We start from the raw sequence: 248 nt of genomic DNA, 5'->3' as shown, positions 1-248 counted from the left end.
AGAAGGTAGAGATGCTCTTCGCCCACCACAAACGCCTTATCGGCCTCGACCGCCTCCGCCTTAGAGGACCAAACGGCGCCAAGGACGAGTTCCACCTCGCAGCAACAGTCCAGAACCTCCGCAAACTTGCCAAGCTCAGACAAATTCCGGTGTGAAGAGCCGGGCAGAAACCGTTCGACCATCAATTCAAACGAAATCCCCGGTCGACTTTTTCAACAGCATCTTGCGCTTTGCAGACCTTCACCTTG

General features: G+C 54.8%; 1 protein-coding gene. It reads left to right on the top strand.

Annotated features, from left to right (window positions below; genetic code table 11):
* Positions 1-155, top strand: a 155-nt coding sequence (locus AB2B41_RS23665; protein ID WP_367880269.1) for a transposase, incomplete at its 5' end; no start/stop codon positions are given.
* Positions 156-248 lie beyond the last annotated feature (93 nt).

The sequence above is a fragment of the Sulfitobacter sediminis genome, assembly GCF_040811725.1.
Lineage (GTDB): Bacteria > Pseudomonadota > Alphaproteobacteria > Rhodobacterales > Rhodobacteraceae > Sulfitobacter > Sulfitobacter sediminis.
Note: the sequence above shows the minus strand (reverse complement) of the source record. Positions and strands in the feature narration are given on the sequence as shown.